This is a genomic window from Rhodococcus sp. BUPNP1, from assembly GCF_002215235.1.
Lineage (GTDB): Bacteria > Actinomycetota > Actinomycetes > Mycobacteriales > Mycobacteriaceae > Rhodococcus.
Window position 1 is genome coordinate 231567 of the sequence record NZ_NERM01000002.1, and the last position, 13524, is coordinate 245090.

A 13524-nucleotide genomic window follows, 5' to 3' on the forward strand; every position below is an offset into this window, starting at 1 on the left:
GACGGCGCCCGAAGGGGCGTGGGGCAGCGGGCCGTTACCGGCCGGCACATCGTCGTCGAACGGAGCGTGACGCGGGACTGCACAGGTAGTCGCGATGCGCCGTCGAAGACATGGCCCACAGCGTACCCGAGCTGTGCTCTGGATCACATACCTTCTGGGCGAGTAGTTTTCGCCGAACGCGTCCGGCGTGTCGCGTTGATCGCCGCTGTTCGTCGCGGTTTGATTTCGCGCCCGCGTCCGAGTAGCCTCGAACAGTCACTCATACCGAGGTGACGGGTTCGTCCTGCTCGAGTCGAGCAATACGGATCCTGCGAATTCACGTACACGTTGGACGACGGTGCTTGCCGCGCCGTCGCAGAATTATCGAGGAGTGTCGACCGTGGCCAAGGGCAAGCGGACGTTCCAGCCGAACAACCGACGCCGCGCGCGCGTTCACGGCTTCCGTCTTCGGATGCGCACCCGTGCGGGTCGCGCGATCGTTTCGGCGCGTCGCCGTAAGGGCCGCGCTTCTCTCACCGCCTGATTCCCTAACGGGAGCTCGGGGTGCTACCTGAGCCGTATCGACTGCGGCGCCACTCGGATTTCTCGGACACCGTCCGCCGAGGGCGTCGTCAGGGGCGGCGGGATCTGGTCGTTCACGTTCTCGAACGCGATCGCACCGAGTCCTTGGTGAGTGTCGGCGGTCCGCGTTTCGGACTGATCGTGAGCAAGGCTGTCGGGCCGGCGGTGATTCGACATCGAGTCGCACGCCGGCTTCGTCATATCTGTGCAGGTCTCGTCGAGGCTCTGCCCTCCGAGACCGACATCGTGCTGCGCGCACTACCCGGCGCTGCCACCGCGGATTCCCGCGAGCTCGACAAGCAGGTGCGGTCGGGCCTCGCCCGCCTCGGACTGTTCGACGCCGCTGCTCCCGCCTCGCGTGGGAGTGCTCGCGCATGAACGCGCCCGAGCAGAGGTCGTGGTGGCGGTCCCTGAGGTCCGCCCCGGCCCGGGCACTGATCTTCTGTATCGAGCTCTATCGCACCTATGTGTCGCCCACACGGATGCCGACCTGCCGATTCACCCCGACCTGTAGCGAGTACGCCGTGGAGGCGCTGCGCACGCGGGGTGTCGTCGTCGGTTCGGTCCTGGCATCGGTGAGACTGCTCAAGTGTGGCCCCTGGCACCCTGGTGGGTGGGATCCGGTACCCGAACGGAAACATCGGTCGTCCCCAGTGGGTACCTGACCGGAGCCGAGACCCGAGACCGACGCCTCTTCGTGGCGATCATGGACGACCAGAGGAGTACATAGAGCCGTGCTCGACTTCATCTACTATCCCGTGTCCTGGATCCTGTGGGTCTGGCACAAAGTGTTCTCGTTCGTGCTGGCACCCGACAGCGGTTGGGCATGGGCGCTGTCGGTGGTGTTCCTCGTGTTCACGCTGCGCGCGATCCTGTACAAGCCGTTCGTCAAGCAGGTCCGTACGACCCGCCAGATGCAGGAACTGCAGCCCCAGATCAAGGCGCTCCAGAAGAAGTACGCCAAGGATCGGCAGCGCCAGGCGCTCGAGATGCAGAAGCTCCAGAAGGAGCACGGCTTCAACCCGTTGATGGGATGTCTGCCCGTCCTGCTGCAGGTTCCCGTCTTCATCGGCCTGTTCCACGTGCTGCGGTCGTTCAACCGCACCGGCACGGGTGTCGGTCAGCTCGGCCTGAGCCCCGAACAGAACGCCCAGCTCGGCAACTACGCGTTCAGCCCGGAGGATGTCCAGTCGTTCCTGAGCGCCCGCCTGTTCGGCGCTCCGATCTCGTCGTGGATCACCCAGCCGATGGCCTCTCTCGAGGCGTTCGAGCCGTTCGGTGGCATTCCCACGCGCTGGCAGATCGCCGCTGTCGCCGTGCCGCTCATGATCGTCGCGGGCATCGCCACGCACTTCAACGCTCGTGCCTCGGTCGCCCGCCAGAGTGCTCAGGCCGCCGCGAACCCGCAGGCCGCGATCATGAACAAGCTGGCCTTGTACGTCTTCCCGCTCGGTGTGCTCGTCGGTGGTCCGTTCCTGCCGATCGCCGTCATCATCTACTGGGTCAGCAACAACATCTGGACCTACGGACAGCAGCACCTCGTCTTCCGCCGTATCGACAAGGAGGAAGAGGAGAAGAAGGCTGCGGCTCTGGCCCGCCGGAACGAGAACGCACCGAAGCCGGGTGCTCGCCCCGACAAGGCCAAGAAGAAGGGCTCGGCCGCAGCGGCAGCGTCCGACGCCGTCGACGCCACGGTCGACGAGACCGGCGAGGTGTCACTGCAGAAGGACTCCGCGGCCGGCGACGGCTCCCCCGCGGCATCGAAGTCCGGTGCGTCCGCTCCCAAGCCGGGCAGCCGTCCCAAGAACTCCAAGCGCAAGCGGCGCTGACCGAAGTAGAAGAGAGCTGAAACATGGCCAGTGACCTGGACAAGGTGGAAGAGGACCTCGCGGTGGCACCCGAGGAGAGCGACGTTGCTGCGGACGCCGATCTCGATGACGACGACTACCTCATCGAAGAAGGCGAGATCGCCGGCGACTACCTGGAGCAGTTGCTCGACGTTCTCGATTTCGACGGCGACATCGACCTCGACGTCGAGGGTGACCGCGCGGTCGTGAGCATCGACGGTGGCAAGGATCTGACCAAGCTCGTGGGTCGCAACGGCGAGGTTCTCGACGCTCTGCAGGAGCTCACCCGTCTCGCCGTGCAGCAGGCGACCGGCGAGCGCAGCAAGCTCATGCTCGACATCGCGGGATGGCGTGCGGGCAAGCGCGCCGAGCTCTCCTCGCTCGGCACGTCGGCCGCGAAGCGCGTGCTCGAGACCGGTAAGCGTGAGGAACTCGAGCCGATGACGCCGTTCGAGCGCAAGATCGTGCACGACGCCGTCGCGAAGATCGACGGTGTGTCCAGCGAGAGCGAGGGTGCGGAGCCGCACCGCCGTGTGGTGATCGTCAAGGATTGAGTCGGCCCACGCCGACCGAAGAGGGACTCTGCGTCGTCAGGGTCCCTCTTCGCCTTTTCGGAACTGATGCTGTGGGCCCCGATGTTGTTTCGGGTGAGCCGACAGGAAAGGATGTTTCACGTGGAACAGCACGAGGCGGAACTGTCGGCGGTCGCGCAGAGGGTGTTCGGGGATCGGATCGAACTTGCCGAGCGGTACCACCATTCGTTGTCGACGGCAGGTGTGGAGCGCGGACTCATCGGACCGCGCGAGGTGCCGCGCCTGTGGGAACGGCACATTCTCAACTGCGCTGTGGTGGGCGAACTCATTCAGGACGGTGAGACGGTCGTCGACGTGGGCAGTGGCGCCGGTCTGCCGGGCATTCCTCTCGCCCTCGCCCGTCCCGACCTCCAGGTCACTCTCGTCGAACCGCTGCTGCGCCGCACCGTCTATCTGGCGGAGTTCGTCGAATCCAACGGGATCGAGAACATCCTCGTGGTCCGCGGCCGCGCCGAGCAGCCGAGCGTCCTCCAGGAGGCCGGCGGCGCAGACGTCGTGACCTCCCGTGCCGTCGCACCTCTCGCCAAGCTCGCCAAGTGGTCGCTCCCCCTCGTCCACGAGGGCGGCCGGATGCTGGCATTGAAGGGTTCGTCTGCTCGAGAAGAGATCGACCGCGATCACGACGAGCTTGCTCGTCTCGGTGCCGGCAATCTCGAGGTGCTCGAGTGCGGAGGCGATCTCCTTCCGACGCCGACGATCGTCGTGAAGGCCGAGCGGATTCCGCGGCCGGCGCGGCGTCGCAAGAAGCGCTGACCGAATCGGCCGGCGCGACGATCGCCCCCAACGCCCTCCCCTCCCCCGCCGGGTCGGGAGGGTGTTGTCGTTTCCGAGACATCTTTTTTCGACTCGAGGAATCTACTCGAGTACTTTTCCGGTGCGAAACGGTTGTTTCGGGCGTTGTCACACCAGACCCAATCACCCCAGCAAGTTTCGTCACTGTGATGTTTCAGGCGTCACGATATTTGGCTATCGTGAATTATCGTCCTGTGCAATGCAATTGAAATTACAGAATGTGAATTAGGTTGCGGGGCAAAGAATTTCTACCTGAAGGTTCGCTGTTCTCGAATGCGCCCTATGCGGGTCGGCAGTGTTTCACGTGAAACCGTCGCGACCCCTCGTGGGCCTGTTTCACGTGAAACAACTCCGCGTGTCGTTTCACGTGAAACGTCACCCGGCCATGTCGCCGACGGAACCTAGAATGCGGATGGGATACTGAACCAACCGAGAATGCGTGCGCGTGGTCGGGAGGCCGGGGACAGCTCCGGGCCCGGGACTCGCATTCTCTTCGGCGCCTCGACCCGGCCTTCGAAGTCGCGACCGGGAAGCGACGAGGATGTAGCGTGCGAACCGAGCGGATCTACGTGTAAGGAGTGTTCTATGACGGGTGGATCTGAATCCGCTGTTTCACGTGAAACCGGAGGCGTCGAGGACGACTTCTCCCCCGTACCCTTCGACGGTTTCTCCACCGTCGACACCCCGATCGGCGCGGCTGCTCATCGCGCCACCCAGGTTCTGCATCCGAGCGACGCCAACGCACTGCCCAAGCCGCGCGAGCGTCGCGTCTTCACGATCGCCAATCAGAAGGGCGGGGTCGGTAAGACCACCACGGCGGTGAACATCGCCTCCGCACTCGCCGTGCAGGGATTGTCGGTCCTTGTGGTCGACCTCGATCCGCAGGGCAACGCGAGCACCGCGCTGGGTGTGCCGCACTACTCCGGTGTGCCCTCGAGCTACGAGATCCTTCTCGGCGAGATCAATGCCGCCGAGGCCGTGCAGCAGAGCCCGCACAACGAACGTCTCTTCTGCATCCCCGCCACGATCGATCTTGCGGGTGCCGAGATCGAACTTGTCTCGATGGTCGCGCGCGAGAACCGTCTCCGGAACGCCCTCACCAAGGAGGCGCTCGGCGACCGCGAGTTCGACTACGTGATCATCGACTGCCCGCCGTCGCTCGGCCTGCTCACCGTCAACGCGCTCGTCGCGGCGAAGGAAGTCCTCATCCCCATCCAGTGCGAGTACTACGCACTCGAGGGTGTCGGGCAGCTCCTGCGCAACATCGAGCTCGTCCAGTCGCACCTCAACCCTGAACTGCATGTCTCCACCGTCCTCCTGACGATGTACGACGGTCGCACCAAGCTGGCCGATCAGGTCGCCGCTGAGGTGCGTGCGCACTTCGGCAGCGCGGTGCTGCGTTCGGTCATCCCCCGCAGCGTGAAGGTTTCCGAAGCTCCCGGTTACGGGATGACGGTTCTCGACTACGATCCTGGATCGCGCGGCGCGATGAGCTACCTCGACGCCGGGCGCGAGTTGGCGGCACGCGGGGTACACGAGAATCAGGGGAACGGATGAGCGCGACACGTAAAGGCGGGCTCGGTCGAGGTCTGGCAGCACTCATCCCTACCGGTCCTCCGATAGACGCAGAGCAGAAGCCCACGACGGCCTCCGACTCCATGGCCACCGCACCCACGGCCACCGCACCCGCCAAGACCGCGGCTCCGGCTTCCCCTGCGCCGGCCAAGTCCGCACCGGCGGCGGGTGCACCCTCGAAGCCGGCTTCGGGCGGGCAGTCCAAGTCGGCCGCGTCGCGTCGCCCGGGCTCCTCGGTCCTGAACCTCCCGTCGTCCGGTCTGGGCACAGCAGCCGCCGATCTCATCATCGGCGACGGCAGGACGCCGGGGCCCGCGTCCCCGGCGGAGCCGGTCGAGGCCGACGCGGCACGAGCGTCCGGAGCGACGTCCGAGAGCGAACCCCTCCCCTCCCCCACCGGAGCGGTGTACCTCGAGATCCCGATCGGGCGGATCGAGCCCAACCCGAAGCAGCCGCGTCAGGTCTTCGACGAGGAAGCGCTCGCCGAGCTCGTCCACTCCGTCCGCGAGTTCGGGCTCATGCAGCCGGTCGTGGTCCGCCGTCTCGAAGGCGACCGCTTCCAGCTCGTGATGGGTGAGCGTCGCTGGCGTGCCGTCCAGGAGGCCGGGCTCGACACGATCCCCGCGATCGTCCGCGACACCGAGGACGAGTCGCTGCTGCGCGACGCGCTGCTCGAGAACATCCACCGGGTGCAGCTCAACCCCCTCGAAGAGGCGGCGGCCTATCAGCAGTTGCTCGAGGAGTTCGAGGTCACCCACGAGGAACTCGCGAGCCGACTCGGACGGTCGCGTCCGGTCATCACCAACATGATCCGGCTGCTCAAGTTGCCGGTCGCGGTGCAACGACGCGTGGCGGCCGGAGTGCTGTCGGCCGGGCACGCGCGTGCCCTGTTGGCGCTCGAAGCCGGCGCCGACGCTCAGGAGGCACTTGCCGCACGCATCGTCGCCGAGGGTCTGTCCGTACGCGCGACGGAAGAAGCCGTCGTGCTCGCCAACCGCAACGACACCCCCGACACTCCACAGCAGAAGCGTCGGAAGCCCATCCAGATGCCCGGGCTGCAGGACGTCGCGGAGCGCCTGTCGAACTCCTTCGACACGCGCGTGACCGTGAGCCTCGGCAAGCGCAAGGGCAAGATCGTGGTGGAGTTCGGTTCGGTCGACGACCTCGAACGCATCGTGAAGATGATGGAGTCGCAGACCGACCTTTCTTGACTCCTCGTCGGAGCAGGACAACAGTCTGTAGACGAAAGACGTGGAGGCGAGCTATCCCGTGTCGACCCGAGTATCACCGCTCACGCTGAGTGGAATCGAGCAGTTGCCTGCTCATGCGCGACGGTGCGTGTTCTGGGAGTTGGATCCCACCGCGGCGCCCGACGTTCAGCAATTCGCCGACCCCGAATTCGAGAAGGAAGCATGGCTGTCCATGGTCCTTCTCGAATGGGGGTCGTGCGGCCAGATCGCGACGATCGGCGACAAAGCCGCCGGGTGCGCGCTCTACGCTCCCCCGGGCATGGTGCCCCGCGCGCAGGCCTTCCCCACCGCACCCGTCAGCGCCGACGCGATCCTGCTGACGTCCATGCGGACCGAACCGCACGCGGACGAGCTGGATGTCGGTGCCGACCTCATTCGTGGGGTCGTCGCCGATCTCGTCCGCCGCAACGTCCGTGCCATCGAGGCCTTCGGGATCCGGCGCACCGCCGACGCGGAGGTGAGCGATGTGCCGCACGCGACGGCCGCACTCGGGTGCTCCGACACGGAGTGCATGATCGACGCCGACTTCCTCGAGGACATGGGCTTCGAGGTCGTCGCACCGCACTACCGCTACCCACGGCTACGTCTCGAGCTCGACCGCGACCACGAATGGAAGCTCGCCGTCGAGGCCGCCCTCGATCGGCTCCTCGAGGAGTCCTCCCTCACCGTCGCGGATCTGACCGCAGGTTCGGCGGTCGGCGCCCACTGACGTCCTCGAAAACACTGACGTCCTCGAAAACACTGACGTCCTCGAAAACACTGACAAAAAAGGACCGACCCCCGCAGACTCTGCGGGGGTCGGTCCTCTTCGTACGTAGGGGGTCGGCTAGCGGCTGTCGGAGATGGACAGCTCCTCGGCGAGCAACTCGGCGAAGGTGTACGTGCCGGTCGGCTGGTCGTCCTGGCCGAGCAGGTACAGCCGCTTCACCGCGATGAGGATCGCCTCGGCGATGATGTCGCGGCTGCGCGGATCGGCGAGCAGCGCGGCGTCGTGCTCGTTGGTGAGGTAACCGAGATCGATCTGCACCGTCGGCATGTTCGTCAGGCGCAGCAGATCCCAGGTGCGGCCGTGGCTGCGGCAGTCCTGCAGGCTCGTGCGGGCGACGATCTCGCGCTGGATGTAGCCGGAGAGCACCTGGCCGATCATCGACTCGGACCCGTGCGAGTTGCCGTAGTGGAAGCTCGCGATGCCGTTCGCGGCGGGGCTGCGACTCGCGTCGCACCGCAGCGAGATCATGAGGTCGGCACCGAACGCGTTGGAGGTGCCCGCGCGTTCGACGTCGGTCGGATTCACGTGGTACGGCCGCGACAGGAAGGTCTCCATGCCCGTCGCCGCCATCCGGCCCTCGAGCCGGCGCGCGAGATCCCACAGGATGTCGGCCTCGGAGATCGGGCCGTGGGGGCTCGGCACGATGATGCCGTGGGTGTTGCCGCCGAGACCCGGGTCGATGACGATGCGCTTGCCGCTGAGCTGCGGACCGGATCGGCGCACGATCTCCTCCTCGGAGATCGCGTGGGGCGACCCGCCCGACACGCGCGTACCGAGCAGTTCGAGCGAGCGCAGCGTCTCGGCACCACAGATGCCGTCGGAGGCGAGTCCGATCTCGCGCTGGAAGGAGCACAGACCCTCGTGGGTCTTGGGGCCGAAGTAGCCGTCCACGCGGTCGACGTAGAAGCCGAGATCCTGCAGACGGGTCTGCAGGGCCGCGACGTCGTCGCCGTAGAGCGGAGCGGAGAGCTGATACATCAGGGTGCGCGCACCGAGCTTGTACGACGCTTCCTTCAGGGAACGGTAGGTCGCGGGTCCCACGATGCCGTCGACGAGCAGACCGCGCTGCTGCTGGAACGCGCGCACGGCTCCGTCGAGTTCACGATCGAAGGGGACGTCCGATCCCATCCAGTCGCCCGACTCCTCGGGCTCGTTGTGCAGGAAGCCCAGGCCGGCCAAGGTGCTCCGGATCTCGGCGACCGCCGGACCGTGGTCGCCGTGACGAAGAGGGCGCATGTATCGGGCCTTTCCGTGCTGACCGGATCGGTGCCCGGCGTGAGGGCTGGACAGCATCGAACGGGGGTTGGATGAAGGATGTGCCCGTGAAGACGGGCTCACGGGCACATCCGAGAGGTTGATCCTGGGACGGTACTACAGGACGTCCGCGAGGTCCCGAAGCAACGCCGCCTTGCCCTTGGCCCCCACGATCGTCTTCGTCGGCTTGCCGCCGGAGAAGAGGATCATCGTGGGAATCGACATGACCTGGTAGTCGCGTGCGGCCGACGGATTGGCGTCGATGTCGAGCTTGGCGACGGTCAGCTTGTCGCCGTGCTCGGCCGCGATCTCCTCGAGAACCGGAGCGACCATCTTGCACGGACCGCACCAGGTGGCCCAGAAGTCGACGAGGACGGGCTTCTCGGACTGCAGTACGTCCTCGACGAACGACGAGTCGGTGATGGTGACGGTGTTCTTGTCGGCCACGGATGTCTCCTGAATCTCGGGATGGAATGTGGAACGGGTGGTGGGATCAGGCCTCGGCGAGCGTGGGCGCCTCGACCTCGCGGTTCGCGACGAGCCACCGCTCCGCGTCGATGGACGCCGAGCATCCGGTGCCGGCGGCGGTGATCGCCTGGCGGTAGGTGTGGTCGACGAGGTCGCCCGCGGCGAAGACACCCGGAACGGAGGTCGCGGTGGACGGCGCCGAGACCTTCACGTAGCCCTCGTCGTCGAGCTCGACCTGACCCTTGACGAGGGAGCTGCGCGGGTCGTGGCCGACGGCGACGAACAGGCCGGTGACCGGCAGGTCGCTGCGCTCGCCGGTGACGGTGTCCTCGAGGACGAGGTTGGTGACGCTGTTCTCGCCCTGCACCTCGGCGACCTTCGCGTTGGTGACGAAGCGGATCTTCTCGTTGGCGCGGGCACGCTCGAGCATGATCTTCGAGGCGCGGAACTCCTCGCGGCGGTGGATGAGCGTGACGCTGCGCGCGAAGCGCGTCAGGAAGGTGGCCTCCTCCATCGCGGAGTCGCCACCGCCGACGACGGCGATGTCCTGGTCGCGGAAGAAGAAGCCGTCGCAGGTCGCGCAGGCGGAGACTCCGCGGCCGAGCAGCTGCGACTCACCGGGCACACCGAGGTAACGCGGCTCGGCGCCCATCGCGAGGATGACGGCGTGGCTGCGGTAGGTCTCGCCGTTGGCGACGACCGTCTTGACCGCGCCCGTGAGGTCCATCTCGTCGACGTCCTCGGTGCGCAGATCGGCACCGAAACGAAGTGCCTGCTCGCGCATCTGATCCATGAGCTCCGGACCCATGATCCCGTCCTTGAAGCCCGGGAAGTTCTCGACCTCGGTGGTGGTCATGAGTTCGCCACCGAACTGCGTTCCCTCGAAGACGAGCGGGGAGAGTTCGGCGCGGGCCGCGTAGACGGCGGCGGTGTATCCGGCCGGTCCCGAACCGACGATGATGAGGTCGTGAATCGTGGGCGAGGTCGTCATGCGGCGGAGCCTTCCGGTTGGGTGATCGGGGGCGCAAGGACTGCGGGCGGTCCGGCCGAAACCGGACGGCAGCCTACAGATACTGTCAACACCAGGGTAAACGGTGTTGTTCCCCTTCCGTCGTGCGTCCCGCCACAGACGGCCTGTACGGACCGGTCGGTCGCCCGACCGGCCCGCCCCCGATGCGAACCGGGACGGTCTCAGACCGCGTCGGGCACGTCCCGCAGCGTCTCGCGGATCACACAACGCGTGCCCGTGTAGATGGTCGGCATGCACTTGTTGCAGTGGATGCACAGACCTTCGTGTGCGGTCTTCTCCTCGAACTTGCGGACGAGATACGGATCACGCAGCAGCGCGCGTCCCATGGCGACGAACTCGAAGCCTTCGTCGAGCGCCGTCTCGATGGTGTCGAGCCGGTTGATGCCGCCGAGCAGGATCAGCGGGATCTTCAGTTCCTCCCGGAACTGCCGGGCCATGGGCAGGAAGAAGGCCTCCTCGAACGGGAGCTTCGGGAAGATCTTCGGTCCGTACACCTTCAGTCCCCAGCCGACGACCTTCGGCTGCGACTCCTGGAACTCCTTCATCGGGACGTCGCCGCGGAAGAAGTACATCCCGTTCAGCAGCGAGCTGCCACCGGTGAGCTGCATGGCGTCGATGGTGCCGTCGGATTCGATGAGTTTGGCCATGGGCAGCGACTCGTCGAGCCACAGCCCCTGGGGCACGCCGTCGGTCATGTTGAACTTCGCGATGACGGCGACCCCCTCCCCCACTGCCGTGCGGACGGCCTCGAGCACGCGACGCGGGAAGGCGGTGCGGTTGGCGATGCTGCCGCCGTACTTGTCGGAGCGCTTGTTGAGATTCGGGCTCATGAAGGAACTGAGCAGATAGTTGTGGCCGAGGTGGACCTCGACGGCGTCGAATCCGGCCTCGACGGCCGAGCGCGCGGCGCGTGCGTAGTCCTCGACCACCCGGTCGAGTTGCTCGAGTGTCGCGCCGCGGACGAGCCCCATGGCGGGGGCGCTGATGCGCGTGGACGGCGCGAGCGTCTTCATCTTGTTGGAGATCTGGTTGGCGACGAGTCCGGCGTGGCCGATCTGCGCGGACGCCAGACCGCCGGCGGTGTGCACGGCGTCGGTGAGCCGGGTCAGTCCGGGGACGGAGTCGGCGTCGAGCACGAGGGTGTCGCGGTGGACGCGACCGTCGTGGGAGACCGAGCAGTACGCGACGGTCGTGAGGGCGGTGCCGCCGCGGGCGACCTCGGCGTGGAACTCGACGAGTTCGTCGCTGACGGCACCCCGGGGCATGACGCCTTCGAAGGTCGCCGCCTTGACGATGCGGTTGCGGAGGGTGAGCGGCCCGAGTCGGGCCGGTTCGAACACGGTGGGTCGCGGCGAAGACATGCCCCTACTTTCGATGCCAGTGGTACCGTAATTGCGCTTCGACTATAACGCTCGTCACACTCCGCGCCAGATCGATTCCCATTCGGTCCCGACATCACGGATCCCATGCCCAGCACCGCTCCGGGGCGTCCCCGCGACCCCCGAATAGACAACGACGTCCTCACCGCCACCCGCGAGATGCTCCGTTCCCACGGCTGGGACGGGCTGAGTCTGCGGGCCGTCGCCGCCCGCGCCGGTGTCGGCCGTGCCGCACTCACGCGCCGGTGGCCGACCAAGGCCCACCTCGTGCTCGACGCCCTGCTCGGCTCCGCACCCGATCTGACGCCCTACGACGGCATCGACCGCAAGGGCTGGATCGAATGGGTGGTCACCGGGAGCATCGAGTTGTTCTCCCGGCCGGAGGTCCGCGCTGCGCTCCCCGGGCTCCTCGCTGCACTGCGGGACCACGAGGACCTCCGCAACACGCTCTGGCGCACGTTCAGCGGCCCCAGCACCGCCCTGTTCGCCGACGGTGACGGTTCGGACGTCGAGATCGACGCCAAGGCGGTGCTCGTGATGGCAGCGGGGTCGGCACTGTTCACCGGACTCATCGCCGCGGAGGACGACACACCCGCGCTGCGCGCGCGGATCCTGGAACTCCTGTCGACCGTCGCGTAGCGCTCGGACCCGAGCGGCGGGTCAGCCGATCGTCTTCCGGGCGAGCGTCGCGGGATCATCTGCGTCGCAGCCGGTTCCGACCACCAGGGCGGTGAGCGCCGGTGCGTCCGGCCCGCTCATCAGAACGAGGACGGCGTCGTCGCCGGCGAACCGCACCGCACGGGAACCGATCGGTGACCGGCCCACAAAACCGTTCGCGTCCAAGCATTCCCGGAGACGATCGGCTCCACCGAGGAGGCCGGGATCGGTGTCGCCGATCATCGCCCGCAGGGTGGAGGGTTCGAACAGGTCCTCGTCCTCCGCTGCCGCGACGGGAACACCGGTCGGGTCGTCGCTACCGAAAGCCGTTCCGCGCACGACCACCACGAGCATCACCGCCACGGCAGCCGCGACCGCGGCACCGGCCACCGCCCACCGGCGACGCCGTGCGATCCGGGACGGAACGGACCGGACGTCGGATCGGTCCTCTGCGAGCGCGGCACCGATACGCGCGGCGATCTCGGGTGGAATCGTTTCTGTGGGTGGAGCGTCGCGCAGGGCCGACAACCGTGCCTGCGTCGCATCGAGACGTTCCAGATATGCGACGGCCTCGGGATCGCGGCGCACACGCGGCCACAATCGGGCAGCGAGTTCGTCGTCGAGCACCCCGGCATGCAGATCGGCGAGCAACTCCGCAGAGTACGGCGGACGCATCTCGTCCTCGTTCATGCGCGACTCTCCTCCGCGGCTCGGCATCCCTCACCAGAGTAAGACGGAGGAGGGTCACGATCGGTTCCCCTCGGAGCGAAGGTCGTCGAGAAGAACTGCGAGCCGGCTCCGCGCGCGGGCGCAGCGGCTCTTCACCGTTCCCTCCGGAACACCGAGCCGACGCGCCGCCTCCCGGACGGAGAAACCTTCCACATCCACCGCGACGACGGCGGCCCGCTGGTCGGGTGGCAGTGCGAACAGGGCGGATTCGACGTCGAGGGCGATCTCGGTGTCGTGGATGGGATCGCGCGGGGTACGCAGGTCGTGCGAATCGTCCTCGAACAGCGGGACGGTCACGCGGACACGATTGCGGCGGATGCGATCGAGGCACGCGTTGACGACGATCGAATGCAACCAGCTGCGGACCGCGGCGTCCTCCCGGAAACCCGAAGCCCTCCGGTGCGCCGAGAGCAGTGCCTCCTGCAGCGCGTCGGCCGCGTCCTCGTTCGAGTAACTCGTCCGTCGCGCGACCTGCCACAGATGGTCGTGGTGTCGTGCCAGCAAGGCGGAGAACGCATGCCGATCGCCTGCGACGTGTGCTGCGAGCAGCTCGGCATCCGACACCACCCCATCGGACGCCACCCCGTCCGACCCGCTCCCACCGTCCTCGACACCCCCGT

Annotated in this window: 15 protein-coding genes and 1 pseudogene; 10 read left to right on the top strand and 6 right to left on the bottom strand. The window is 66.9% G+C overall.

The genetic code is table 11. The features are described 5' to 3' along the window. The first annotated feature begins 379 nt into the window (after positions 1 to 379). The 9 genes and pseudogenes from rpmH to B9C99_RS02965 all read left to right on the top strand — a co-directional run bounded on the left by rpmH (position 380) and on the right by B9C99_RS02965 (position 7327). Positions 380 to 523 (top strand): 50S ribosomal protein L34, encoded by a 144-nt coding sequence (gene rpmH, locus B9C99_RS02925; protein WP_006550910.1) that lies wholly within the window; start codon positions 380 to 382, stop codon positions 521 to 523. A gap of 20 nt (positions 524 to 543) precedes the next feature. After that, complete coding sequence (gene rnpA, locus B9C99_RS02930; protein WP_026060920.1) at positions 544 to 939, top strand: ribonuclease P protein component; 396 nt, start codon at positions 544 to 546, stop codon at positions 937 to 939. After that, on the top strand, positions 936 to 1226 hold the full coding sequence (gene yidD / locus B9C99_RS02935) for a membrane protein insertion efficiency factor YidD (RefSeq protein ID WP_080597620.1): 291 nt from the start codon (positions 936 to 938) through the stop codon (positions 1224 to 1226). Before rnpA ends, yidD begins: the two co-directional genes overlap by 4 nt. A 69-nt stretch (positions 1227 to 1295) precedes the next feature. Next, positions 1296 to 2390: a membrane protein insertase YidC gene (yidC, locus tag B9C99_RS02940; RefSeq protein WP_016691067.1), complete on the top strand. Its 1095-nt coding sequence runs from the start codon at positions 1296 to 1298 to the stop codon at positions 2388 to 2390. A gap of 23 nt (positions 2391 to 2413) precedes the next feature. Beyond that, on the top strand, positions 2414 to 2962 hold the full coding sequence (locus B9C99_RS02945; protein WP_016691066.1) for a protein jag: 549 nt from the start codon (positions 2414 to 2416) through the stop codon (positions 2960 to 2962). Positions 2963 to 3073: 111 nt separating this feature from the next. Then, positions 3074 to 3754: a 16S rRNA (guanine(527)-N(7))-methyltransferase RsmG gene (rsmG, locus tag B9C99_RS02950; RefSeq protein ID WP_037189661.1), complete on the top strand. Its 681-nt coding sequence runs from the start codon at positions 3074 to 3076 to the stop codon at positions 3752 to 3754. Between the two features lie 624 nt (positions 3755 to 4378). Further along, positions 4379 to 5350, top strand: coding sequence for a ParA family protein (locus tag B9C99_RS02955; RefSeq protein WP_016691064.1), 972 nt, complete (start codon positions 4379 to 4381; stop codon positions 5348 to 5350). A 278-nt stretch (positions 5351 to 5628) separates the two neighbouring features. Beyond that, positions 5629 to 6579: pseudogene (locus tag B9C99_RS02960) on the top strand (ParB/RepB/Spo0J family partition protein); the annotation flags it as partial. Between the two features lie 58 nt (positions 6580 to 6637). Next, a complete protein-coding gene (locus B9C99_RS02965) occupies positions 6638 to 7327 on the top strand; it encodes a hypothetical protein (protein ID WP_026060919.1) in 690 nt (229 codons plus the stop codon). Between the two features lie 117 nt (positions 7328 to 7444). Here B9C99_RS02965 and B9C99_RS02970 read toward each other — a convergent pair whose 3' ends face one another. The 4 genes from B9C99_RS02970 to B9C99_RS02985 all read right to left on the bottom strand — a co-directional run bounded on the left by B9C99_RS02970 (position 7445) and on the right by B9C99_RS02985 (position 11500). After that, a complete protein-coding gene (locus tag B9C99_RS02970) occupies positions 7445 to 8623 on the bottom strand; it encodes an N-acetylmuramoyl-L-alanine amidase (protein ID WP_016691060.1) in 1179 nt (392 codons plus the stop codon). 135 nt (positions 8624 to 8758) lie between these two features. Beyond that, positions 8759 to 9088 (bottom strand): thioredoxin, encoded by a 330-nt coding sequence (gene trxA / locus B9C99_RS02975; RefSeq protein ID WP_006550900.1) that lies wholly within the window; start codon positions 9086 to 9088, stop codon positions 8759 to 8761. A 46-nt stretch (positions 9089 to 9134) separates the two neighbouring features. Further along, positions 9135 to 10100: a thioredoxin-disulfide reductase gene (gene trxB, locus B9C99_RS02980; RefSeq protein WP_016691059.1), complete on the bottom strand. Its 966-nt coding sequence runs from the start codon at positions 10098 to 10100 to the stop codon at positions 9135 to 9137. Positions 10101 to 10300: 200 nt separating this feature from the next. Then, positions 10301 to 11500, bottom strand: coding sequence for an NADH:flavin oxidoreductase (locus B9C99_RS02985; RefSeq protein WP_026060918.1), 1200 nt, complete (start codon positions 11498 to 11500; stop codon positions 10301 to 10303). A gap of 105 nt (positions 11501 to 11605) precedes the next feature. Here B9C99_RS02985 and B9C99_RS02990 point away from each other — a divergent pair, with 105 nt between their 5' ends. Further along, positions 11606 to 12157 (top strand): TetR family transcriptional regulator, encoded by a 552-nt coding sequence (locus tag B9C99_RS02990; RefSeq protein WP_088896903.1) that lies wholly within the window; start codon positions 11606 to 11608, stop codon positions 12155 to 12157. A gap of 21 nt (positions 12158 to 12178) precedes the next feature. Here B9C99_RS02990 and B9C99_RS02995 read toward each other — a convergent pair whose 3' ends face one another. Beyond that, a complete protein-coding gene (locus B9C99_RS02995) occupies positions 12179 to 12865 on the bottom strand; it encodes a hypothetical protein (protein ID WP_253249961.1) in 687 nt (228 codons plus the stop codon). 54 nt (positions 12866 to 12919) lie between these two features. Continuing rightward, positions 12920 to 13468, bottom strand: coding sequence for an RNA polymerase sigma factor SigM (sigM, locus tag B9C99_RS03000; protein ID WP_026060916.1), 549 nt, complete (start codon positions 13466 to 13468; stop codon positions 12920 to 12922). Positions 13469 to 13524 lie beyond the last annotated feature (56 nt).

Excerpts from the sequence above, each read along its gene's own strand:
- B9C99_RS02990 (WP_088896903.1), top strand. The coding sequence starts at position 11,606 with ATGCCCAGCACCGCTCCGGGGCGTCCCCGCGACCCCCGAATAGACAAC.
- B9C99_RS02970 (WP_016691060.1), bottom strand. The coding sequence starts at position 8,623 with ATGCGCCCTCTTCGTCACGGCGACCACGGTCCGGCGGTCGCCGAGATC.
- rsmG (WP_037189661.1), top strand. The coding sequence starts at position 3,074 with ATGTTTCACGTGGAACAGCACGAGGCGGAACTGTCGGCGGTCGCGCAG.
- B9C99_RS02945 (WP_016691066.1), top strand. The coding sequence starts at position 2,414 with ATGGCCAGTGACCTGGACAAGGTGGAAGAGGACCTCGCGGTGGCACCC.
- yidD (WP_080597620.1), top strand. The coding sequence starts at position 936 with ATGAACGCGCCCGAGCAGAGGTCGTGGTGGCGGTCCCTGAGGTCCGCC.
- B9C99_RS02995 (WP_253249961.1), bottom strand. The coding sequence starts at position 12,865 with ATGAACGAGGACGAGATGCGTCCGCCGTACTCTGCGGAGTTGCTCGCC.
- trxB (WP_016691059.1), bottom strand. The coding sequence starts at position 10,100 with ATGACGACCTCGCCCACGATTCACGACCTCATCATCGTCGGTTCGGGA.
- B9C99_RS02985 (WP_026060918.1), bottom strand. The coding sequence starts at position 11,500 with ATGTCTTCGCCGCGACCCACCGTGTTCGAACCGGCCCGACTCGGGCCG.
- B9C99_RS02955 (WP_016691064.1), top strand. The coding sequence starts at position 4,379 with ATGACGGGTGGATCTGAATCCGCTGTTTCACGTGAAACCGGAGGCGTC.